Annotated in this window: 21 protein-coding genes; 17 read left to right on the forward strand and 4 right to left on the reverse strand. The window is 56.6% G+C overall.

Annotation, left to right across the window (positions count from 1 at the left end; genetic code table 11):
* Position 1: 1 nt before the first annotated feature.
* Positions 2 to 877: a LysR family transcriptional regulator gene (locus VPX56_RS11885; protein ID WP_207389433.1), complete on the reverse strand. Its 876-nt coding sequence runs from the start codon at positions 875 to 877 to the stop codon at positions 2 to 4.
* 111 nt (positions 878 to 988) lie between these two features.
* Between VPX56_RS11885 and VPX56_RS11890 the strand changes: the two genes are divergently transcribed.
* From VPX56_RS11890 to VPX56_RS11930, 9 genes are all read left to right on the forward strand, one after another.
* The gene (locus VPX56_RS11890) at positions 989 to 1840 is read left to right on the forward strand and encodes a Vmh family MBL fold metallo-hydrolase (protein WP_326466462.1); all 852 of its coding nucleotides are present in this window, start codon (positions 989 to 991) and stop codon (positions 1838 to 1840) included.
* Between the two features lie 51 nt (positions 1841 to 1891).
* Positions 1892 to 2413 (forward strand): VOC family protein, encoded by a 522-nt coding sequence (locus VPX56_RS11895; RefSeq protein WP_326466464.1) that lies wholly within the window; start codon positions 1892 to 1894, stop codon positions 2411 to 2413.
* 140 nt (positions 2414 to 2553) lie between these two features.
* The gene (gene bdm, locus VPX56_RS11900; RefSeq protein ID WP_131632587.1) at positions 2554 to 2769 is read left to right on the forward strand and encodes a biofilm-dependent modulation protein; all 216 of its coding nucleotides are present in this window, start codon (positions 2554 to 2556) and stop codon (positions 2767 to 2769) included.
* A gap of 95 nt (positions 2770 to 2864) precedes the next feature.
* Positions 2865 to 3002, forward strand: coding sequence for a stationary-phase-induced ribosome-associated protein (sra, locus tag VPX56_RS11905; protein WP_013096533.1), 138 nt, complete (start codon positions 2865 to 2867; stop codon positions 3000 to 3002).
* 175 nt (positions 3003 to 3177) lie between these two features.
* Entirely contained in the window at positions 3178 to 4875 is a 1698-nt protein-coding gene (locus tag VPX56_RS11910; protein ID WP_263609641.1) for an NAD-dependent malic enzyme, read from the forward strand.
* A gap of 232 nt (positions 4876 to 5107) precedes the next feature.
* Complete coding sequence (locus tag VPX56_RS11915) at positions 5108 to 5797, forward strand: hypothetical protein (RefSeq protein WP_131632585.1); 690 nt, start codon at positions 5108 to 5110, stop codon at positions 5795 to 5797.
* Positions 5798 to 5802: 5 nt separating this feature from the next.
* On the forward strand, positions 5803 to 5991 hold the full coding sequence (locus VPX56_RS11920) for a hypothetical protein (RefSeq protein WP_120158352.1): 189 nt from the start codon (positions 5803 to 5805) through the stop codon (positions 5989 to 5991).
* 34 nt (positions 5992 to 6025) lie between these two features.
* A complete protein-coding gene (locus VPX56_RS11925; RefSeq protein ID WP_131632584.1) occupies positions 6026 to 6505 on the forward strand; it encodes an Hcp family type VI secretion system effector in 480 nt (159 codons plus the stop codon).
* A gap of 364 nt (positions 6506 to 6869) precedes the next feature.
* Positions 6870 to 8579: an ABC-F family ATP-binding cassette domain-containing protein gene (locus VPX56_RS11930; RefSeq protein ID WP_131632583.1), complete on the forward strand. Its 1710-nt coding sequence runs from the start codon at positions 6870 to 6872 to the stop codon at positions 8577 to 8579.
* A 36-nt stretch (positions 8580 to 8615) separates the two neighbouring features.
* Here the strand turns inward: VPX56_RS11930 and VPX56_RS11935 are convergent, their stop codons facing one another.
* The gene (locus tag VPX56_RS11935; protein ID WP_131632582.1) at positions 8616 to 9215 is read right to left on the reverse strand and encodes an inorganic diphosphatase; all 600 of its coding nucleotides are present in this window, start codon (positions 9213 to 9215) and stop codon (positions 8616 to 8618) included.
* 243 nt (positions 9216 to 9458) lie between these two features.
* On the opposite strand from VPX56_RS11935, the gene adhP reads away from it, so the two are divergent.
* The gene (adhP, locus tag VPX56_RS11940) at positions 9459 to 10469 is read left to right on the forward strand and encodes an alcohol dehydrogenase AdhP (protein ID WP_326466476.1); all 1011 of its coding nucleotides are present in this window, start codon (positions 9459 to 9461) and stop codon (positions 10467 to 10469) included.
* A 41-nt stretch (positions 10470 to 10510) separates the two neighbouring features.
* On the opposite strand, the gene VPX56_RS11945 is transcribed toward adhP, so the two are convergent.
* The gene (locus VPX56_RS11945) at positions 10511 to 11017 is read right to left on the reverse strand and encodes an RrF2 family transcriptional regulator (RefSeq protein WP_131632580.1); all 507 of its coding nucleotides are present in this window, start codon (positions 11015 to 11017) and stop codon (positions 10511 to 10513) included.
* A gap of 130 nt (positions 11018 to 11147) precedes the next feature.
* Between VPX56_RS11945 and VPX56_RS11950 the strand changes: the two genes are divergently transcribed.
* The 7 genes from VPX56_RS11950 (at position 11148) to VPX56_RS11980 (ending at position 19606) form a co-directional block, all read left to right on the forward strand.
* Positions 11148 to 12350 carry an NAD(P)/FAD-dependent oxidoreductase gene (locus VPX56_RS11950; RefSeq protein WP_326466478.1) on the forward strand — a complete coding sequence of 401 codons (1203 nt, stop codon included), beginning with the start codon at positions 11148 to 11150 and terminating at the stop codon, positions 12348 to 12350.
* Between the two features lie 141 nt (positions 12351 to 12491).
* Complete coding sequence (locus tag VPX56_RS11955) at positions 12492 to 14111, forward strand: TIGR04028 family ABC transporter substrate-binding protein (protein ID WP_326466480.1); 1620 nt, start codon at positions 12492 to 12494, stop codon at positions 14109 to 14111.
* A 10-nt stretch (positions 14112 to 14121) separates the two neighbouring features.
* Positions 14122 to 15066 (forward strand): ABC transporter permease, encoded by a 945-nt coding sequence (locus VPX56_RS11960; RefSeq protein WP_326466482.1) that lies wholly within the window; start codon positions 14122 to 14124, stop codon positions 15064 to 15066.
* Positions 15063 to 15914 carry an ABC transporter permease gene (locus tag VPX56_RS11965; RefSeq protein ID WP_326466483.1) on the forward strand — a complete coding sequence of 284 codons (852 nt, stop codon included), beginning with the start codon at positions 15063 to 15065 and terminating at the stop codon, positions 15912 to 15914. Before VPX56_RS11960 ends, VPX56_RS11965 begins: the two co-directional genes overlap by 4 nt.
* A complete protein-coding gene (locus VPX56_RS11970) occupies positions 15911 to 17518 on the forward strand; it encodes an ABC transporter ATP-binding protein (RefSeq protein ID WP_326466485.1) in 1608 nt (535 codons plus the stop codon). Before VPX56_RS11965 ends, VPX56_RS11970 begins: the two co-directional genes overlap by 4 nt.
* Positions 17515 to 18504 carry a putative FMN-dependent luciferase-like monooxygenase gene (locus VPX56_RS11975; RefSeq protein ID WP_326466487.1) on the forward strand — a complete coding sequence of 330 codons (990 nt, stop codon included), beginning with the start codon at positions 17515 to 17517 and terminating at the stop codon, positions 18502 to 18504. The genes VPX56_RS11970 and VPX56_RS11975 overlap by 4 nt, the downstream gene beginning before the upstream one ends.
* A 10-nt stretch (positions 18505 to 18514) precedes the next feature.
* Positions 18515 to 19606: an alkylhydroperoxidase domain protein gene (locus VPX56_RS11980; RefSeq protein ID WP_326466489.1), complete on the forward strand. Its 1092-nt coding sequence runs from the start codon at positions 18515 to 18517 to the stop codon at positions 19604 to 19606.
* A 6-nt stretch (positions 19607 to 19612) separates the two neighbouring features.
* Here VPX56_RS11980 and araJ read toward each other — a convergent pair whose 3' ends face one another.
* Positions 19613 to 20788 carry an MFS transporter AraJ gene (araJ, locus tag VPX56_RS11985; RefSeq protein WP_326466491.1) on the reverse strand — a complete coding sequence of 392 codons (1176 nt, stop codon included), beginning with the start codon at positions 20786 to 20788 and terminating at the stop codon, positions 19613 to 19615.
* Positions 20789 to 20806: the final 18 nt, after the last annotated feature.

A 20806-nucleotide genomic window follows, 5' to 3' on the forward strand; every position in this document is an offset into this window, starting at 1 on the left:
GTCAGCTCAGGTAACGGGCAATCTCGTCCAAAAGCACGCGCAGCGCTGCGGGCTGATAGTCGCGGGACTGATAAATGCCATGGATGGCCAGGGGTTTCGGCGTCAGTTGCTCCAGCACGGGAACCAGCAATCCCTGCTCCAGCGCCTGCTGCGCTTCGCGCTCGGGCAGCATCGCAATGCCGCAATCCTTGACCGCCGCATCCATCAGCAGCGAGGAGATACTGGCGCTAAGATTGCCGCTCACCGCGACGCTCAGGCTTTCTCCTTCTGGCGTCAGAAAGTGCCACGACTGACCGGCGAAAAAGCTGTAGTGAAGGCAGTTGTGTCCGGCTAAATCCGCCGGCTGCTGCGGCGTTCCGTGGGTCGCGAGATACTGCGGCGATGCGCACAGTACGGATCGGCACTCCCCCAGACGGCGGGCAATCATCCCCGGCTCGGGGTTATCGGTGATGCGGACGGCGACATCAATGCGCTCCCCGACCAGGCTCACCGGATGGTTGTTCACGTCCAGCTCGATGCGCAGCTGGGGATAGCGAGACAGAAGCTGCGGCAGCACCGGGGCAATCATGTGCATGGCGGTAAAGTGCGCGCAGGCGACCCGCAGCGTGCCGGAGGGTAAATCCTTCGCGGACTGATCTTCAATTTCCTGTGAGATCTGCGAAAGCGTGCGTGTTTTCAACAGCACTTTCTCCCCTGCCGCCGTAAGCGTCAGCTTGCGCGTAGACCGGTTCACCAGCCGCGTACCCGCCCATTTCTCCATCTGTTCGAGATAGCGGCTGACCATGGGCCGGGAGATCCCCAGCGCTCTCGCCGCGGCGCTTAAGCTCCCCAGCTCGCATATGCGGTTATAGACCTGGGCGGCAATAACGCGATCCATTCTTTGCTCCATTTGCTCGGATTATGAAACTAAGCATGTCTTGTTTCAGGAATTCTGGCAAATGAAGAGATCCGTACAATAGAGACTTTCCTGAAGAACAAAGATAACAGAATGAAAATCACCCGCCTTGCTGCGCTGTGCGCCCTTTTCACCCCGGCCGTTTTCGCTGCGCCGTTGACCATTGATACCTATAACCCGCAGGAAAACGGTATTTTTGCCGTCTCTTCCACGCTGGTTTCCGGCCCAACCGAGGCCGTGCTGTTTGACGCGCAGTTCAGCGTTAAGGACGGCGAAGCGCTGGTGGAGAAAATTCGCCGAAGCGGTAAAACGTTGAACAAGATCGTGATCACGTCTGGCGACCCGGATTTCTATTTCGGGCTGCAGCCGCTGGTGAAGGCTTTCCCGAATGCGAAGGTGGTGGCGACGCAGCAGGTCGTTGACCATATCAACGCCACAAAAGATGCCAAGCTCGCCTTCTGGGGTCCGCAGATGAAGGACGGTGCGCCAACCCAGCTGGTTGTGCCGCAGGTCATTGCCTCCAACACGTTTATGGTGGATGGCGAGAAGGTTGATATCGAGCAGGCAGACAGCTACGCGGCCTACGTGTGGGTCCCATCGGCGAAAACGATCCTCGGCGGGACCGGCATTTCCTGGGGCATTCACCTGTGGACGGCGGATACGCAAACGCCAGAAAGCCGTAAGCAGTGGCAGCAAACGCTGGATAACATGGCCGCCCATAAGCCAGAGCGCGTTATTCCGGGGCATTACCTCGGAACCCCTCCTGCGGGAACGGGCGCTATCGACTTTACCCGCCAGTATCTGCAGCAGTTTGACGTGGCGTTAGCGAAGCATAAAGATTCGGCTGGCGTCATCAGCGCGATGAAAAAACAGTGGCCGAACCTGGCTGAGGACAGCTCGCTGGAACTGAGCGCCAAAGTCAATACCGGCGAAATGAAGTGGTAATAGCCTGACAATCTCCTGCTATATTTATATTTTTTATAGCAGGAGATATATATGCATTCATCGGTAAGGGGCATCGACCACATCGGTATTACGGTGCCCGACATTGAAAAAGCCACCCTATTTTTTGAACGCGCTTTCGGCGCACAGGTTTTATATCACTCTGTCGATGCCGAAACGGATAATATCGACCACTCCGCCCAGCAGCACACGCTGAGATTATTCCCCGGCACTAAAATCCGCGCCATCCGCATGCTCGCCATGCCCCACGGACCCGGCATAGAACTCTTCGAAATGCACGGCCCTGAGCAGGGTATGCCTGCCCGCGCAAGCGACTTCGGCCTGCAGCACTTTGCTGTTTATGTTGATGATTTTGACGCTGCCGTCACTGCATTTACCGCCGCCGGGGGCGAAATGTTTACAGAGCCGAAGCCGCTCAACTTCCCGGACGAGCAGGGCGAAGGGAATGCTTTCTGTTATGGTCAAACGCCATGGGGCAGCATTGTGGAAATGATTTCCTGGCCTTCACCGATGCCCTACGAAAAAACAACAAATTTACGCCGCTGGAAACCCTAAATTTTATTTCTGTGCTAAGGCATATGATATTTTTATTTCCAGGACGAATCTGAACCACAACGGCAAAAATATTTGTCACTCTGAATGCGAATTACGATTTTGCAAGCCGTAACATTAAACAGATAACGAACGGAGGCAGCATGTTTACTTATTACCCGGCAAATACTACATCAGCACAACCAGAACTCGTGAACGCGATTGCGCAGGGTCTTCACGCCGAGCACGGTGCTGTGACTGAAGATGACATTTTGATGGAACTGACCCGGTGGGTGGAAGCCACAGACAATGACATCCTCAGTGACATCTACCAGCAGACCATTAATTACGTTGTGAGCGGGCAAAGCGCACCTTTGTAAAAACCTGCTAAGCTGGATCTGCAACCTAAGGGGTTACATTTCGCTTGCGCAAGCAGGCTTGTCCTTAAAACTATCAACAGGATTGAGGAGTTAATATGAAATCGAACCGTCAGGCACGCCATATTCTGGGACTGAACTACAAGCTGTCTAACCAGCGCAAAGTGGTGATTGAGGGCGACAGCGAAACCCAGGTCACCCACGCCACGGGCAGGAAACGCCACGCAGGCAAGTAAGTTCCGGCACGAAATCCACAGCACCATCGGTAATCCCGATGGTGTTTTTTTTATGTGTTGCGGTAATTAATATTTAGCTCCTCTATAATACTGCCCGACCGCGCCCCGCAGCACAGGCCAGAAAGATGACAAACAGCAGTGTCAGGGACGGATCTTCAAAAAAAGAGTGAGTGACATGGACAACAAACTGAAAAAACATCGTTCCTTATATATTCCATACGCCGGTCCGGTATTACTGGAATTCCCCCTCCTGAACAAAGGCAGTGCCTTCAGCATGGAAGAACGCAGCAGCTTTAACCTGCTGGGCCTCCTTCCGGAAGTGGTTGAAACCATCGAAGAACAGGCAGAGCGCGCCTGGATACAGTACCAGGGCTTCAAAACCGAAATCGACAAGCACATCTACCTGCGCAACATTCAGGACACCAACGAAACCCTCTTCTACCGCCTGGTACAAAATCATCTCGAAGAGATGATGCCGGTGATTTACACCCCGACGGTCGGCGCGGCCTGCGAGCGTTTCTCTGAAATCTACCGTCGCTCACGCGGCGTGTTTATCTCCTATCAGAATCGTCACAACATGGATGACATTCTGCAGAACGTGCCTAACCACAACATCAAGGTGATTGTGGTGACCGACGGTGAACGTATTCTTGGCCTGGGCGACCAGGGCATCGGCGGAATGGGCATTCCAATCGGTAAGCTTTCTCTGTACACCGCGTGCGGCGGTATCAGCCCGGCCTATACGCTGCCGGTGGTGCTTGATGTGGGTACTAACAACCAGCAGCTGCTGACCGATCCACTGTACATGGGCTGGCGCCACCCGCGCATTACCGACGACGAGTATTACCAGTTCGTTGATGATTTCATCCAGGCCGTTAAGCACCGCTGGCCGGACGTGCTGCTGCAGTTTGAAGATTTCGCGCAGAAAAACGCGATGCCGCTGCTGAACCGCTATCGGGATGAGATCTGCTCGTTTAATGACGACATTCAGGGCACTGCAGCCGTCACCGTGGGCACGCTGATTGCCGCCAGCCGCGCGGCGGGCAGCCAGCTGAGCTATCAGAAAATAGTGTTCCTCGGCGCAGGCTCCGCGGGCTGCGGCATTGCCGAACAGATTATCGCCCAGACCCAGCGCGAAGGATTAAGCGAAGAGCTGGCACGCTCCCGCGTGTTCATGGTCGATCGCTTTGGCCTGCTGACGGATGGTATGCCAAACCTGCTCCCGTTCCAGACGAAGCTGGTGCAAAAGCGCGAAGGACTGAAGAACTGGGACACCGACAACGAAGTGCTCTCCCTGCTCGACGTGGTACGCAACGTGAAGCCGGATATTCTGATCGGCGTTTCCGGGCAAACCGGCCTCTTCACCGAAGAGATCATTCGCGAGATGCACAAGTACTGCGAACGCCCAATCGTGATGCCGCTTTCTAACCCGACCTCTCGCGTGGAAGCGACGCCGCAGGACATCATCGCCTGGACCGAAGGCAATGCGCTGGTTGCCACCGGCAGCCCGTTCGATCCGGTAGTCTGGAAAGACAAGGTTTATCCGATTGCCCAGTGCAATAACTCCTATATCTTCCCGGGCATTGGTCTGGGCGTTATCGCCTCCGGCGCGTCGCGCATTACTGACGAAATGCTGATGTCGGCAAGTGAGACCCTTGCGGGCCACTCCCCGCTGGTGAACGATGGTGAAGGCCTGGTGTTGCCGGAGCTGAAAGATATCCAGAAAGTCTCCCGTGCCATTGCGTTTGCGGTCGGCAAAATGGCCCAGCAGCAGGGCGTGGCGGTAAATACCTCTGCCGATGCGCTGCAGCAGGCCATTGACGATAACTACTGGATGCCGGAATACCGCAGCTATCGTCGTACTTCGATTTAATTCTACGCTCCGACCGTTCCCTCTCCTCAACGGGAGAGGGAACGTGAACCCCTCCTTCCTTTATTTTCTTTTCTGCTACTACAGCACTCCCTGCCCTGTATTTAAAAAATTAATATTTCGACAACCATGCATATTCCGTAGAAATATAAATATTACGCATAACACTTTTTGCCTAAATAAAAGATTGTTTTAAGGGTTTATTAGCATTTCCCATCACTAAAAAGGAGCGGTTATGTACTATAGCGATCAAGTGATACGTTATTTACAGGCGAATAACATCCTTGCGTTAAAACTCGACCACGCATTAGCGGGTGTAGGAAAAGCCGTATCAAATCAGATTGAAACGATCGGCGCAGGTGCTACGCGCGCGCTGTATTATACGTCTTGCTTTACTGCTGAATATCAGGATGTATGTCAGAAGCAAAAGTCCCAAGACATGCGATTTGCTAAGGGTGTATATCATGTAATATGGCATAGAGATGTTGTGTGTGAAATGCTCAAAATCTATTTTGAAGAAGTATTCCGGCACAAAACCTCCGATCAACTAGAGCACATCAAAAAATTACTAATGGCAGTAAATATTCATATCGCCGCAAGTTCACTGACAAACTCGGGATTTGCTTTAGCAACAGCATCATTTGTTGCTGCAGGCTTGAATATAAGCCTTGAACTCAGTGTACAGACAGGACGAAGAGCAGGCGGTTTTGTTGGGATTATTGGCGTATATGGCGTTGTGCAGAAAGCGGCAGATAGCGCGAGTCGTCTTCAGATTACCTATCCAGAGTACTACTCGGCATTATATGCACAGGAATTGGAAATGATGTACTTCCTGATAGAACCATTGTTTGAGCGAGCAGGAGCGTTTAAAGCACAATGGGGATTGGATGGTGAAATTGCAGATATCATCAGAAGGCTGATTTGATGAGCATAATGATTCTTATTAAACGGATTTTCAGGCGAATATTCAGGTCATTGATATCGATGTACGGCCCTGCCTTATTGACACTTGCATTTGCTGTTGTCTTTTTTCAATTTTTCCCTGATGGACCGATATGGCCTGTCCCCATATTCTGCATTTTCGTTATCGTTGTCTTTTATCGATATGTTAAATGGTAGCCGTCAAAGGCTATCTTATTTATAAGGAAATATTATGTCTACACCCGCACACTTATGGCTTGAAGATGAAAATGGTTCTCCGATCGTTGGCAATTGCCTTATGCCACTTCGCCTGGGGTCTATCGAGTTAAAATCCTTCTCACACGGTGTCACTATCCCAGTAGATCCAAGCTGGGGAAAACTGACAGGAACGCGAGTTCATCGCCCTATCACAATAGTAAAGGAGTTTGATCAGACAACACCACTTTTATACCGCGCTGTCTGTGAAGGCCGAACTATGAAGAAAGCCACAATTAAAATGTACCGAATTCTCGAATCAGGCATTGAGGCCGAGTATTTCAATATCATTCTGGAAAACGTCAAGTTCACAACGGTTGCACCCTACCTGGCTCCTAACAGTATGAGCAGTACACACCTTGAAACGCTCGAATTGCGCTATGAAGCGATAACCTGGAAGTATACGGAGGGTAATATTATCTATCGTGATTCATGGAACGATCGTTGTTGCGCATGATAACGAAGGGGACCAAAAGGTACTTTACCTCCATTGACCCTGATGAAGAGTGAAAATGCTTAAGTTAACCGCAGAGCTGCCATAAGTGGTAAAGGTAGGCTTATGCTTAAAAACGTTATATAGTGATAGCTACCTATAAACTCACAACATATAAGGAGGCTAATTATGCTGTATCGTGAAATTTTCAATGTTTCACATACATTTGGCGATCGCACTCGCTCAAGCGTTATCGGTATCGTGCTGCGATAACTTCTGCTTGAGCGAAGACACCAACCCCTGAAATCCCTTCTCTCGGGCTTACTGAGTTATCGTCAGCGATGTTTGACGAGGCATAACCATGCCTGTAACTCTTGGGTAAGCAACAATGAGCACTTTACTCACTGCACAATCTTTACGCGTTGATACGGCGTTTGGCACGCTCTTCGACTCACTCTCCTTTACGCTGAAAAAAGGCGACCGCATTGGTCTGCTGGGCGATAACGGCTGCGGAAAAAGTACGCTTTTAAAAATTCTGGACGGTACGGACTCCCCTGCTGCCGGAACGGTAGCGCTGGCCGGCCACTGCCTGATGGCGCGCGTGGAGCAACATCTGCCGGAAGCGATTTATCCCCTGACCATGCTGGATGCGGTACTGGCTCAGCTGCCGTCTGCTGAACGCGACAGCCTGTGCTGGAAAGCCGAAACGCTGCTGGCGGGCATGGGCTTTACGCCGCAGGACATGGCGCTGCAATCCGCCACCCTGAGCGGCGGACAGCATACGCGCCTGCTGCTGGCTCGCGCGCTGATAGGCGAGCCGGATCTCCTCCTTCTGGATGAACCCAGCAACCACCTCGACCTGCCCACCATGCTATGGCTTGAGCAGTTCTTACAGAACTGGGCTGGCAGCTTCGTGCTGGTTTCGCACGACCGTCAGCTGCTGGACGCCGTGACCAACGGCAGCTGGTTCCTGCGTGACAAAACGCTGCATTACTTTGCCCTTCCCTGCACCGCCGCGCGCCGCGCGCTGGCTGCCAGGGACGAAAGCGATGCGCAGCGTCATAAAGCTGAACAAAAGGAGATCGACCGCGTGGCCGCCAGCGCCAGGCGGCTGGCGACCTGGGGCAAGGTTTACGACAACGAAGATCTGTCCCGCAAGGCCAAACAGATGGAAAAACAGGTCGAACGGCTAAAGGAGAGCCAGACGGAAGTGACGGCCGGCAGCCAGTGGACGTTAACCCTTCGCGGCGACGCGCTTCGGGCTGACCGCCTGCTGGAGATGGAAAACCTCGGCGTGCCGCCAGCGCCGGGCCTTCCGAACCTGTTCAACATCGACATCGCGCGGCTAAAAAGCGGCGATCGGGTGGCGATTGTGGGTCGTAACGGCTGCGGTAAATCGTCGCTGATGAAGCTCATCTGGCGACAGTTTACGGATGCACGGACAGACGATGGATTGAAGATCCATCCTCGCGTATCGCCAGGTTACTACGACCAGACGCTGCACCAGCTGCCGGACGATGCCTCGCTGCTTGACGCCCTGGAGCCGTTTGCCCCCGATCCGCAGAACCGCAAAATGGCCCTGATTAGCGCCGGGTTCCCCTGGGCGCGCCACGGACAAAAGGTCAGCACCCTGAGCGGCGGCGAGCGTTCTCGCCTGCTGTTTGTTGGCCTGACGCTTGCCCGCTATAGCCTGCTGATGCTGGATGAACCCACCAACCATCTGGACATGGAAGGCAAAGAGGCGCTGGCGGAAACCCTGCAACAGTTCGAAGGTGGCGTGCTGCTGGTCAGCCACGATCGTCAGTTAATCAGCCAAAGCTGCAATCGTTTTTGGCTGATTGAGGACGGAAAGCTGAGCGAATGGCACGATGCTGAGGCGGTATTTGAACGGCTGCGTGAAAGCACTGGGCTTACATCACCGATATCTGCTCCAGTGGTCAACGGTGAGTCCTGTTCAGAGTTTGACGATTTGCTTGAACGGCTGGTCGCGCTGGAAACGCTGCTCGAGGAAGACCTGGCGCGTAAGCCGAAGCATCAAAAGCCGCAGCTGCAGGCGCAATGGCGTAAAGAGATTGAGATGATAGAAGCACAGCTGTAAAACCGGGCCCGGCGGTAGCCTCGCCGGGCCAGTTTTTTACTGCGGTTTTTTCTCTTTCCAGGCATCCCATGCCTGTTTAATTTCCTGCTTCGCCGTCGCGGCGTCGTTGAAGCCGCTCAGCTCCACTTTTTTGCGCCCTTCCGGCAGCTGTTTGTACACGCGGAAAAACGACTCCAGGCGCTGTACTTCTATTTTCGGCAGGTCGCTTAGCTCTTTAACGTCGTCATAGGTCGGGTCGATTTTGCTCGCCGGGACCGCAACGATTTTGTCGTCTTTCTCACCGCCGTCGACCATCTTCAGCACGCCGATCGCGCGCAGCTTGATAAGCGTGCCCGGCGCCATCGGTGCGCGGGTGTAGAAAATTACATCCAGCGGATCGCCATCACCTGCCAGGGACTGGGTCAAAGAACCGTAGTTCGCCGGGTATGCTACCGGCATGGACTGGAAACGATCCGCGACGATAAAGCCGGTTTTGGCATCGGTTTCATATTTGATAATGCCTCCCGCCGGGATCTCTGTGACGGCATAAAACTCTTCCGGATTGTTTTCCGGCTGAGGGAAGTCGAGGATGTTTTGCGCCTGTACGGAAGCGGACAGGAGGATGCTGATTGCGAGAAGCTTTTTCACCAGATGCATTGTCTTTTAACTCTTCGGTTATTTGGAAGACAACACGTTACGTTTGGGTCATGACAGAAACATGACGTTTTTTTGGCACTTTTATTCCCCCCTGATTATTAGAGGAACGCTGTATTCTTAATCTGAAATCGAATGAAATTATGACATTATGTTGCCGTCACCTTGCATTACAGCGCCAATCCATTAATCCTTAGTGAGTAATACCCTGCTATGCAGACACTCATCATGAACAAGGAGAAATACATGAAGGCTGCTGTCGTTACACAGGATCATCAGGTCAACGTCACCGAAAAAACCCTACGCTCGCTGAAGCATGGCGAAGCCCTTCTGAAGATGGAATGCTGTGGCGTTTGCCACACCGACCTTCACGTAAAAAATGGCGATTTCGGCGATAAAACCGGTGTGATCCTGGGCCATGAAGGGATTGGGATCGTAAAAGAGATTGGGCCGGGCGTCCATTCGCTGAAAGTGGGCGATCGCGCCAGCGTGGCGTGGTTCTTCGAGGGCTGCGGACACTGTGAATATTGTAATACCGGGAACGAAACCCTGTGCCGCGATGTGAAAAATGCCGGTTATTCCGTCGACGGCGGGATGGCGGAAGAGTGCATCGTAACGGCGGATTACGCGGTTAATGTGCCAGAGGGTCTGGGTTCTGCCGAGGCCAGCAGCATTACCTGTGCGGGCGTGACCACCTATAAGGCCGTGAAGGTATCAGATATCAAACCGGGTCAGTGGATTGCGATCTATGGCCTGGGCGGGCTGGGCAACCTTGCGCTGCAATACGCCAAAAACGTCTTTAATGCCAAAGTTATCGCTATCGACGTGAACGATGAACAGCTGAAACTGGCGGCAAGCATGGGCGCGGATTTAACCGTAAACTCCCGCAATGAAGACGCAGCAAAAGTCATTCAGGAAAAAACCGGTGGCGCACATGCCGCGGTGGTCACTGCTGTCGCAAAAGCGGCGTTCAACTCGGCGGTTGACGCCGTTCGTGCCGGTGGTCGCGTGGTCGCGGTTGGCCTGCCGCCAGAAGCGATGAGCCTGGATATTCCACGTCTGGTTCTGGACGGCATTCAGGTGGTCGGGTCGCTGGTCGGTACGCGCCAGGATCTGCAGGAAGCCTTCCAGTTTGCCGCAGAAGGCAAAGTGGTGCCGAAAGTGACGATGCGCCCGCTGGAAGATATCAACGCCATTTTCAAAGAGATGGAACAGGGCCAAATCCGTGGCCGTATGGTGATTGATTTACGTTCCTAAACGTCTCTGCCGGGTGAGGCTTCACCTTACCCGGCCAACTTCTACGACGAACGCCGGTCAGAAATCCACGCCTGAACCTCAATCTGGAACGTGTCCGGCGCTTTGCGGTACATCTTGCGCGCCAGGTCGAGAATGGTGTGGCGCGCTAACTCCTCTTCCATTCGCTGCTGCGCGCTGTCCATCACCGAACGTACCCCGCACGGGCCTTCGCACACCCAGGCTGGAGGCGTTTCATCGAAAACTGCCAGCCTCTGGCGCACTTCCCGGCACTCGAACATATTTTTTTCACCATCTATGGCATGGGCAACATCCAGCACGGTGATCAGTTCCGCCGGTCTGGCCAGCTTAAATCCCCCGCCCTTGCCCTCGGTGCTAATCACCAGCCCGGCACGCGACAGTCGGGTAAAGATTTTGCCCAGGTAATCATAGGGCACGCCCTGCAGGGCCGCCATTTCCCGGACGCTCATCTCCCGCTCGTTGCCCTTCGCATCCACCATGCACATCAGGCTGTGAATGCCATATTCCACACCGGAACTGTAAAACGCCATGGGTAACTCCAGTTTGCTGTTCGGGCCATTATAACGATTTTTAACTCAGAAAGAAGTTGTCGCAGTTAACTCCGACAAGTATAGTGGCAGTTATGTCAGACATCCGGCCTGACGATCAAAAGGATCGAACATGAAGAAGCAGATTTTAATTGTGGGTAGTGGATTTTCCGGTATGTGGGCCGCGGTCAGCGCCGCTCGCCTATCTTCGCTTGAGGGGAATAACGGTCTGAATATCGCCGTACTGGCACCAGCTCCTGAACTGCGCGTGCGCCCACGCTTCTATGAAGAAAGCGTATCGACGCTGGTCGCGCCGCTTACCGAACTGTTTGCGGAACTGGGTATAGCGTTTATTGCGGGTAGCGCAGAATGTATTGATACGAAGGCAAAAAAAGTTACCTACCTGGATGCCGACGGTCTTAAAGCCACGGTAGCCTACGAACGTTTAGTGCTGGCAACCGGTAGCCAGACCAAACGTCCTTCCATTGCCGGGCTGGCCGAACACGCCTTTGATATCGACCAGCTGGAATCGGCGCAGGTATTCGAGCAGCACCTGGATTCTCTGACCTCACGCCCCGCCTCTCCTGAGCGCAATACCGTGGTGGTTTGCGGCGGCGGTTTTACCGGCATTGAGCTGGCGACCGAGCTTCCTGCCCGCCTCCGCGGACGCTTGGGTGAAAATACTGAGATTAAAATTATCGTAGTTGAACGCGGTGCCGTCATCGGCGGGCGTTACAGTGCAGCCCTGCGCAAAACCGTTGAAGACGCAAGCCGCGAGCTGGGCGTGGAATGGCGTCTTAACAGCGAGGTTGAAGCAATCGATGCGAACGGCGTAACGCTAAAAAACGGGGAACGTATTGCCGCTTCTACCGTGGTGTGGACGGCGGGCGTTGAGGCAAACCCGCTTAGCCAGCAGATTGAGGGTGAACGTGATAATCAGGGACGCCTTATCGTCACCGAGTCGCTGCAGGTTCCCGACTGTCCGGACGTGTATGCCACAGGGGATATGGCGCACGCGAAAACGGACGACGCGGGTAACACGGCGCTGATGACCTGCCAGCACGCGATCCAGCTAGGGAAATTCGCCGGACACAACGCAGCAGCCAGCCTGCTCAACATTGAGCCCTACCCTTATCGCCAGGTGAACTACGTGACCTGCCTGGATTTAGGCGCATGGGGCGCGGTCTACACCGAGGGCTGGGAGCAGGAGATCAAATCGGTGCGCGACGAGGCGAAGAAGATCAAAATCGCCATCACCAACGAGCTGATCTACCCCCCGGCAGCGGACAAAACGGTGGCCTTTGCCGCCGCCGACCCGCTGGCGAAATTCGTCTAGTACACTGACATCGCCCCGTTTCCGGGGCGCTTTTTATTTTCAGTTTCCGGCAATCCTTATCTCAATTCCTTTGTTCCCTTGTTTTCCCACGCGCCCGATGATGATCCCGACGCTAACAAGAAGATAACAAAGGAATTCACCATGCAAACTCCCTTTCGCCTGCCGCTGCTGACGGCGCTGATTCTGGCTACCACCGGCGCATGGGCTGCTGAGTCACCCGTCAAGGGCGGCACGCTGATTTACCTGGAGCAACAGGCGCACACAAACCTCTATCCGCCTGCCGGTGGCTTCTATCCCAACGGCGGGATCCTGAATCAAATCACGGACAAGCTGACCTGGCAGAACCCGAAAACGCTGCAGGTTGAACCCTGGGTTGCTGAAAGCTGGACCACCAACGCCGATAAAACCGAGTACACCTTTAAAATCCGTCCCGGCATCACCTTCTCTGACGGGACGCCGCTGGATGCTAACGCCGTGGCCAAAAACTTCGATACCTACGGACTGGGCAACAAGGCGCAGCGCCTGCCGGTGTCAGAAGTGATCAATAACTACGATCGCAGCGAAGTGGTCGATCCGCTGACCGTGAAGTTTTACTTCAAAAAGCCGTCGCCAGGCTTCCTTCAGGGCACGGCAACCATTGGTTCGGGCCTTGTCTCGCTGAGCACGCTGAAGCGTAACTTTGAAGCGCTGGGCGATGCCCGCCATATCATCGGCTCCGGCCCGTTTGTGGTGAAGGACGAGAAGCTCGGTCGCGAAGTGACGCTTGAAGCCCGCAAGGACTACCGGTGGGGACCAAAAAATCTGGCGCAGCAGGGGCCAGCCAATCTCGACGGCATCAAATTTATTGTGACCCAGGAAGACAGCGTGCGCGTCGGCGCGTTGCTGGCAGGTCAGGCCGACTTTATTCGTCAGGTTCAGGCCTATGATGAAAAACAGGCTACGGATCAGGGCTATAAAATTTACGCCGCCCCTACGCGCGGGGTAAACGACAGCATCAGCTTCCGGCCGGACAACCCGCTGGTCTCCGACCTTCGCGTACGTCAGGCGCTGCTGCACGCCACCAATTCCAAACAGGTGGTCGATACCCTTTTCTCACCAAACTATCCGCAGGCCAAATCGGTTATCGCTGATTCCGCGGCGGGCTTTGTCGACCTCAGCGACAAGCTTACTTTCGACCCGACCAAAGCCAATTCGTTGCTTGATGAAGCAGGCTGGAAGGCGGGTGCCGACGGGATCCGCACCAAAGACGGTCAGCGCCTGGCGTTGACCGTTTATGAATCCCTGCCGCAGCCGCAAAACAAAGAGGTGCTGCAGCTCGTGGCCCAGCAGTGGCGCCAGGTTGGCGTGGCGCTGAGCGTGAAAGCCGGTGACGCGGGCAGCCGCACGCTGGATAACCTCGACCCGCTGAAAACCCCGCTCACCGTCTCCGAAGTAGGCCGCGCCGACCCGGACGTGGTGAAAAGTATGTTCTACCCCGCTAACCGCGACGCGCTGCTGCAAAAAGGCGGCTCCAGCGACAAGGTTAAAAGCTTCCGTGACGACAGGCTGAATGAACTTCTGGTGAACATCTCGGCTGAGGTCGATCCGCAAAAGCGCCTGCAGCTGACCGGAGACGCCCAGCGCTATCTGCTGGATAACGCCTACGTTATTCCGATCTTCGAGGAGCCGCAGGTCTTTGCCGGTGCCCCCTGGCTGAAAGGCGTGAGCTTTGAAGCGGTAGGCCGCCCGTCGTTCTACGGCGCGTGGATTGAAAAACACTGAGGAGCTGACGATGCGCCACGCACTTCTTCAACGCTTTGGGCACGGGCTGCTGGTACTGTGGGCCGCCTTCACCCTCTCGTTCGTGTTGCTTCAGGTGCTTCCGGGCGACGCGGTGCTCATTAAATTCCAGAACCCGGATCTGGGCTTAAGCCCGGCGCAAATCGAGGAGATGCGCGTGGCCTACGGCGCGGACAGCCCCCTGTGGCAACAGTATGCCCACACGCTGCTGGCGATGCTGCACGGGGATTTCGGCTATTCACTGCAGGCGGGCGTGCCGGTCAGCGAGCTGATTGCCAGCAATCTGCCGGATACCCTGAGCCTGGCCCTGCCCGCGTTTGTACTGGCGGTCCTGCTGGCGTTTGCCCTGGCCTTTGCATCGCGTCTGCCGGGATTACGCTGGCTGAGCAATACCATTCAGTCAGTGCCGGTGCTGTTTATCTCTCTGCCGACGTTTTGGCTGGGCATCGCCCTGATTCAACTCTTTTCGTTCCAGCTGCGGCTGATCCCGGTGATTAACCCGTCGCCCCTGCAGGGTCTGATCCTGCCGATCGTGACCGTTGCCATTCCGATCTCCGCCCCGCTGGCGCAAATTCTGATGCGCAGCCTGGACCAGGTGGCAGCGCAACCGTTTGTGGCCGTTGCGCGGGCAAAAGGGCTAAGCGAAACCGCCGTGCTGTGGCGCCACGTCACCGGCAACGCCCTGCTGCCGGTTCTAAATATTGCCGGACTGCTGTTAGGCGAGCTGACTGCCGGGGCGCTGATAACGGAAACCGTTTTTGGCCGCAGCGGGCTCGGGCAGCTGACCCAGCAGGCGGTGAATAACCAGGATATCGCGGTGCTTCAGGCCGTCGTCATGATTTCCGCACTCGGTTTTGTGCTGATAAACCTGCTGGTCGATCTGCTGATGCCGCTGTTTGACCCGCGCCTGCAAACCGTTACCGGAGGTACTTCATGAGTCTTGTCGATTATGCTGCCGCTGCGCGAAAACGCGTCCCCTCGTGGCAAGGGCTGCAATGGCAGCCGGGGCTTTGGCTGGCGTGGGCGGTGATTATCGCCGCTGCCCTCGCGGCCGTTGCGCCGGGCCTGTTTACCCACTTCAGCCCGATTGAAGGGATCGCCGGGGCGCAGCGTCTGGCACCGCAGGCGGGCCACTGGCTCGGCACCGATCAGCTTGGCCGTGACGTGTATACCCGCATTGTTTACGGGGCATCGCACTCCCTCAGTGCCGCCCTCGCCGCCATCACCCTGGGGCTGCTGGTTGGCACCGGGCTGGGCGTGTCTGCCGGGGCGTTCGCCGGGCGCGTGGAATCCCTGCTGATGCGCTTTGTTGACGTGCTGCTGTCCATTCCGTCCCTGCTGCTGTCGCTGACGGTTATCATTCTGCTCGGATTTGGCACCGTCAACGCGGCGATTGCCGTTGGCGTCGCCTCCATTGCCAGCTTCGCCCGCCTGGCGCGGGGTGAAGTGGTACGCATCCGCCACACGGATTATGTCGAAGCGGCCTACGGGAGCGGCGGAACGTTCTTTGCCGTGCTGTGGCGACACATTCTGCCCAACTCGCTAACGGCGGTTCTCGCCTTCGCGACGCTCCAGTTCGGTCAGGCTATCCTGGCGCTGTCGACGCTGAGCTTCCTCGGCTACGGCACGCCGCCGCCCGTTCCCGAGTGGGGGCTGCTGATCGCCGAAGGCCGAAACTATCTCTCTACGGCCTGGTGGCTAACCACCTTCCCCGGTCTGGTGGTCATCGCCGTCGTGCTGGCCACCAACCGTATCAGCCAACAGTTTAGCGGAGGCCGTTCATGACCGTTCTCTCAGTGGAAAACCTGACGATCAGCTACCGCACCGCGCGCCAGTGGCGCGAGGTGGTCCATCACGTCAGCTTTACCCTCACGCGCGGCGAAATGCTGGCGTTCGTCGGCGAATCCGGCTCCGGGAAAACCACCACGGCGCAGGCGATTATTGGCCTGCTGGCGGAAAACGCCCGGCGCGATGGCGGAAAAATCAGCCTCAACGGCGAGGAGATAAGCCAGTGGTCGGCTAAACGGCTCGACGCGCTGCGCGGCGCGCGGATCAGCCTCGTCCCGCAGGATCCGGGTAACTCGTTGAATCCGGTGAAAACCATCGGTGCCCAGGTGGGCGAAATTATTCAGCTGCACCAGAAGGTGACCCGCGCCGAGCGCGACGAGCAGGTGCTCGCCCTGCTGACAAAGGTCGGCCTGAGCCACCCGGAGCAGCGCATGAAGCAGTATCCCCATCAGCTTTCAGGCGGCATGAAGCAGCGCGTACTGATTGCGATCGCCATTGCCCTAAAGCCGGACGTCATCGTCGCCGATGAACCCACCAGCGCGCTGGATGTCACCGTGCAAAAGCGCATTCTGGACCTGCTTGACGTACTGCGTCGGGAGTCCGGAACCGCCGTCCTGTTGGTGACCCACGATCTGGCGCTTGCCGCTCAGCGCGCCGACAGGGTGCTGGTCTTTCGCCACGGCGACGTCCAGGAGCAAGGGATCACGAGCGATATCATTCGTACTCCTCAGCACGCCTATACCCGCCAGCTGTTGAGTGACTTGCAGGGTCAGCGTTTGACCATTCCGCCAGTAGCAGGCCGTCCGCTGGCTTCGCCCGCTATTCGGGCGCTGTCCATCAGCAAAAAATTCTCCCTGGGTAGAGGGCACCACCTGCAGGCGCTCGATAACGTCAGCGTTGAAGTGACGCGAGGCAGCACCCACGCACTGGTCGGTGAATCGGGATCGGGTAAAACCACCCTCGCCCGCATTTTGCTCGGGTTTGAGCAGTCCGATAGCGGTCGCGTGATTATCGATGATATTGATGCGACCACCCTCAGCCGGGAAGCGCGTCGGCAGCTGCGGCAAAAAATTCAGTTCGTTTACCAAAATCCGTTTGCCTCCCTCGACCCGCGACAGACGCTCTTTGACATTATCGAAGAGCCGCTGAAGAACTTTACCCGCATCACTAAAGCGGAACGCAAAACCCGCGTGGAGACCGTCGCGCAGCGTGTTGCCCTACCCGTTGATATACTGACGCGCACCGCGCGAGAACTGTCCGGCGGGCAACGCCAGCGCGTCACCATCGCCCGCGCGCTGATACTTAACCCGACCATTCTGGTACTGGACGAAGCCACCTCGGCCCTGGACGTCACCGTGCAGGCGCAGATTCTGGCGCTCCTGCAGCAGCTGCAGCAGCAGCTGGGGCTGACCTATCTCTTTATCACGCACGATCTGGCCACGGTTCGCCGCATTGCGCATAGCGTCACCGTGCTGCGCAGCGGCCAGATCGTTGAGCAGGGCACGGTCGAGACGCTGTTTGCTTCACCGCTGAACGACTACACCCGCGAACTGATTGACGCCATCCCCCATTTCTCACCCGCTACGGAGGAGTTCGCATGACGCGAAAACGCCTGGGATTTTTCACCCGCCTGCTGGATGATGCCTCGCCAAAGGAGCGCTATCGCCTGGCGACGGAACAAATCCGCCACGCCGAACGCCACGGCTTTAACAGCGCCTGGATTGCCCAGCACCACTTTCATGAGCACGAAGGCGGGCTGCCGTCGCCGCTGCTGTTCCTCGCGCAGGTTGCCGCCCATACGACAACCATCCGCCTTGGCACGGCCATTATCACCCTGCCGATGGAAAATCCGCTGCGGGTTGCTGAAGATGCCGCCGTGCTGGATCTGCTCTCAGACGGACGCCTTGAAGTGGGTTTCGGTTCCGGCGGCACCCCGACCTCCTTCCTGCCGTTTGGCCTGACGTTTGAAGAACGCGGCGCGGCCTTTGCTGACCATCTTCACCTTATCCAAAGCGCCTGGCGCGGGGATTCGCTCACCCATCCCGATAACCATCTTTACCCGCCCGCACCGCAGCTGGCTGAACGCATCTGGATAGCGACCTTCTCCGTTGACGGTGCCATGCGCGCCGCGCGGGCCGGACACGGCTTGATGCTTTCCCGCACCCAGCCGCGCCCGGCTGAGGGGCTGGACCTCACGCTCGACGCGATCCAGAACCCGATTATCGATGCCTATCTTGATGCGCTGCCCGCAGGCGTGGCGCCACGGATCCTCGCCTCCCGCACCGCGTTCGTTGCCGATAGCGATGACTATGCGCTGAAGGTCGCCACGCCGGGCTTAGCCAGGCAGGCTCAGCAGCATCGTGCCGCCGGACACGTGGTGAAAGGCGAGACCGTCCACGATTATCGTCGCCAGTTTGATGCCCATATTGGCTCGCCTGAAACGGTGCTGGCCTCGCTAAAAGCAGATTCGGTGCTCACGCGCGCAACGGACGTCTCATTCCAGGTGCATTCGGTCGAACCGTCGCACCGCGACACCCTGCGCTCGATTGAGCTGATTGCAGAACATATTGCCCCCCACATTCTTTGAGGAGAAACCTATGGCATTAAGTCAGGATATTCTTGCCGAGCTGGCGGAGATCGTCCCAGGCACGCCGCTAGCAGAGGCGCGCACCACGCGTGAGGCTGCAACCCGTCACGCCCAGGGCAGCTATGAAACCTTATTCAGCCAGCAGGAGAGCGACTTTGCGCTGGATGAACGCTTCGCGGTGGCGGCCAAAGTCGCCAAATGGCATAACGTTGAGGCGCTGGCAGCACACTATGCCGGCTTTGGCCTGGGCGACCCGACTTCCGCGCGGCTAACCCCGGCGCTCAGCTTCGCCCGCCTGCTCACCTTTTCACCGGTTGAGGCGACGCCGGGCGCGCTTCACGCGTTGACACAGGCGGGATGGAGCAAAGAAGGCATCGTCACCCTGGCACAGCTGATCGCCTTTGTCAGCTTCCAGAGCCGTTTGCTCGTCGGGTTGCGCGTGCTGAATGATAAACCCGTGGCCGCGAGCGATGTCGAGGCCGTGGCTGGCGTCTGGCACACCAATCCCACGACGATAACCGGCAAAGCGGCACCGGTGGCATTTACCCAACGGGAGCTGGGATGGGAGCCGTGGCTGGCCGCCAAACCGCTGGCAGATTTTCGCGACGATGAGGTCGCCATTCTGGCGAAATTTGGCCATACCGACTCCGATTATTTCCGCCTGCTCGCACGCAACCTGCCCGTTCTTGAACAGCGCACGCTGACGGATAAAGGGATTTTTTATACGCCGGGGGGCCTGCCGCGCGCTGAACGCGAGCTGGCGGCCACGGTCGTCAGCAAAATCAACGGCTGCATTTACTGCGCATCTGTCCATGCGCGTAAGGCAAGCCAGCTGTCGAAGGATGACAATGCGATAGAGGCGCTGCTGGCGGTGCGTCCGGGGCAATCCCTGAGCAAGGGTCAGTCTGCACGCTGGCAGGCGGAAATCAACTTTGCGGCAGCGCTGTCGGTCACGCCTCCTGCAGTGACTCCCCTGCACCTTTCAGCACTGGAAAAAGAGACGCTGGGCACGCTTGAACAGCTGGATCTGGTCCAGTCTACCGCGTTCTTCGCCTGGGCCAACCGTCTGATGTTGACCCTGGGCGAACCCTGGCTCTCCTGATCGGGATCAGGCCAGCGCGCGCGCGTTGGCCTGACGTTTTTTGGCGATCACATGGCCATAAAGTAAGAGAGAGGTCATGGCCGAGAAGGACAAAATGGCAGCCGGCAGCGTGACGTAGCTCCAGCTAAAGCCGAGCGTAATCATCATCCCGCCAAAATAGGCGCCAATCGCGCTGCCCAGGTTAAAGGCCATCTGCCCGCCTGCGGCGCCCAGCATCTCGCCCCCTTTTGCATTTTGCAGCAGCAGGATTTGCAGCGGCGCGGAGAGCGCGAACAGCCCGGCACAGCAGATGAAGCCCATCACCAGCGAGGCCGTTTTGTGTTCACCAAAAGCGAAAAGCAGCAGCAGCGATGCCACGATCGCCATATCGGTGGTCGCCGCAATACGCAGCGGGCTTAAGCGTCCGGATAGCTTGCCGCTGCACAGATTCCCGAGCACCATGCCCAGACCCATCAGCATCATGATGATCGTCATCAGCCCCTCGGAGAAGCCCGAGACGTTGACCATAAACGGCTTCACGAAGCTGAACCACGCGAACACACCGGCATTTCCAAACATCGTGGCGGCAAAGATTAGCCAGGGTTCCGGTTTTTTCAGGAAGTGGAACTGCTCGGTCAGTTTGGTTTCAGATTTATCATGGATTTTTGGCACCCACATGAGCACCGAGAGGATCACCAGCGTATCGAAAATGGCAATCACGAAGAACGTGTAGCGCCAGCTGAATTCGTGCCCCAGCCAGGTTCCCAGCGGAACCCCCACCAGATTGGCGACCGTCATGCCGGCGATCATCCCCGCGACCGCGACGGTCACTTTGCCCGGAGGCGCAATCTTCGACAGGATAATCGCCCCAACGCCAAAGATGGCCCCGTGCGGGAAACCGGAGATCAACCGCCCCACCGCAAGCCAGAAATAGGATGATGAAAAGGTAAAAATGGCGTTGCCAGCCGCGCACATGGCGACCAGAAACAGCAGCGTCGTTTTCAACGAGAACTTACTGGAAAAAAGCGCCACGATCGGCGCGCCTATTACCACACCGAAGGCGTAAAACGAGATCATATTCCCGGCGGAAGGGATCGAGATACCGGTATCGTGCGCCAGCTCCGTCAACACCCCCATAATGCCGAATTCAGCCATGCCAAGGCCAAAGGTGCCAAGTGCCAACGAAAAAATCGTCTTTTTCATATACCACAACCACTTGAT

Source organism: Enterobacter wuhouensis (genome assembly GCF_035835995.1).
Taxonomy (GTDB): domain Bacteria; phylum Pseudomonadota; class Gammaproteobacteria; order Enterobacterales; family Enterobacteriaceae; genus Enterobacter; species Enterobacter wuhouensis.

What these genes read in the sequence shown, in the direction of transcription:
- VPX56_RS11885 (WP_207389433.1), bottom strand. Translation starts at nt 877, where the DNA reads ATGGATCGCGTTATTGCCGCCCAGGTCTATAACCGCATATGCGAGCTG.
- VPX56_RS11890 (WP_326466462.1), top strand. Translation starts at nt 989, where the DNA reads ATGAAAATCACCCGCCTTGCTGCGCTGTGCGCCCTTTTCACCCCGGCC.
- VPX56_RS11895 (WP_326466464.1), top strand. Translation starts at nt 1,892, where the DNA reads ATGCATTCATCGGTAAGGGGCATCGACCACATCGGTATTACGGTGCCC.
- bdm (WP_131632587.1), top strand. Translation starts at nt 2,554, where the DNA reads ATGTTTACTTATTACCCGGCAAATACTACATCAGCACAACCAGAACTC.
- sra (WP_013096533.1), top strand. Translation starts at nt 2,865, where the DNA reads ATGAAATCGAACCGTCAGGCACGCCATATTCTGGGACTGAACTACAAG.
- VPX56_RS11910 (WP_263609641.1), top strand. Translation starts at nt 3,178, where the DNA reads ATGGACAACAAACTGAAAAAACATCGTTCCTTATATATTCCATACGCC.
- VPX56_RS11915 (WP_131632585.1), top strand. Translation starts at nt 5,108, where the DNA reads ATGTACTATAGCGATCAAGTGATACGTTATTTACAGGCGAATAACATC.
- VPX56_RS11925 (WP_131632584.1), top strand. Translation starts at nt 6,026, where the DNA reads ATGTCTACACCCGCACACTTATGGCTTGAAGATGAAAATGGTTCTCCG.
- VPX56_RS11930 (WP_131632583.1), top strand. Translation starts at nt 6,870, where the DNA reads ATGAGCACTTTACTCACTGCACAATCTTTACGCGTTGATACGGCGTTT.
- VPX56_RS11935 (WP_131632582.1), bottom strand. Translation starts at nt 9,215, where the DNA reads ATGCATCTGGTGAAAAAGCTTCTCGCAATCAGCATCCTCCTGTCCGCT.
- adhP (WP_326466476.1), top strand. Translation starts at nt 9,459, where the DNA reads ATGAAGGCTGCTGTCGTTACACAGGATCATCAGGTCAACGTCACCGAA.
- VPX56_RS11945 (WP_131632580.1), bottom strand. Translation starts at nt 11,017, where the DNA reads ATGGCGTTTTACAGTTCCGGTGTGGAATATGGCATTCACAGCCTGATG.
- VPX56_RS11950 (WP_326466478.1), top strand. Translation starts at nt 11,148, where the DNA reads ATGAAGAAGCAGATTTTAATTGTGGGTAGTGGATTTTCCGGTATGTGG.
- VPX56_RS11955 (WP_326466480.1), top strand. Translation starts at nt 12,492, where the DNA reads ATGCAAACTCCCTTTCGCCTGCCGCTGCTGACGGCGCTGATTCTGGCT.
- VPX56_RS11960 (WP_326466482.1), top strand. Translation starts at nt 14,122, where the DNA reads ATGCGCCACGCACTTCTTCAACGCTTTGGGCACGGGCTGCTGGTACTG.
- VPX56_RS11965 (WP_326466483.1), top strand. Translation starts at nt 15,063, where the DNA reads ATGAGTCTTGTCGATTATGCTGCCGCTGCGCGAAAACGCGTCCCCTCG.
- VPX56_RS11970 (WP_326466485.1), top strand. Translation starts at nt 15,911, where the DNA reads ATGACCGTTCTCTCAGTGGAAAACCTGACGATCAGCTACCGCACCGCG.
- VPX56_RS11975 (WP_326466487.1), top strand. Translation starts at nt 17,515, where the DNA reads ATGACGCGAAAACGCCTGGGATTTTTCACCCGCCTGCTGGATGATGCC.
- VPX56_RS11980 (WP_326466489.1), top strand. Translation starts at nt 18,515, where the DNA reads ATGGCATTAAGTCAGGATATTCTTGCCGAGCTGGCGGAGATCGTCCCA.
- araJ (WP_326466491.1), bottom strand. Translation starts at nt 20,788, where the DNA reads ATGAAAAAGACGATTTTTTCGTTGGCACTTGGCACCTTTGGCCTTGGC.